The sequence below is a fragment of the Hymenobacter rubripertinctus genome (assembly GCF_003583925.1).
GTDB lineage: Bacteria > Bacteroidota > Bacteroidia > Cytophagales > Hymenobacteraceae > Hymenobacter > Hymenobacter rubripertinctus.
Genome location: NZ_QYCN01000145.1, coordinates 1 through 329 on the forward strand (window position 1 = coordinate 1; position 329 = coordinate 329).

The following is a 329-nucleotide window of genomic DNA, read 5'->3' on the forward strand; positions in this document are numbered from 1 at the left end:
TCGGCATTGTAGACGAGCACCCGCACGTAGGCCCGGGGCACGCCGCCACTGAGCTGTTGCACGGCCGGCACCAGGCCCAGGCCCACGCTCAGCAGCGGCAGGATGCGCACCTTGCGGCTGCTGCCATCCGGGGCCGGTGCGGGCACGCCCACCTGGGGTTGCAGCAGGCCGGCCACGAAGCTCGCGAGCGAGAAGCTCCAGTTGGCCTGCGCCGGCTGCTGATACATCCCGTACGCCACCACGTCCACCGTGTCGCCTTTGGCCACACTCAATTGCTTCAACGGCCCCAGCGGCTGCGGGGCAGCGCCGCCCGCGTTGAGCAGGGCCAC

Annotated in this window: 1 protein-coding gene; it reads right to left on the reverse strand. The window is 71.1% G+C overall.

All coding sequences use genetic code 11. The annotated features are described in order from the left end of the window. Positions 1-329 (reverse strand): hypothetical protein (locus tag D0T11_RS22890; RefSeq protein WP_182888578.1); only part of this gene is annotated, 329 nt, incomplete at both ends.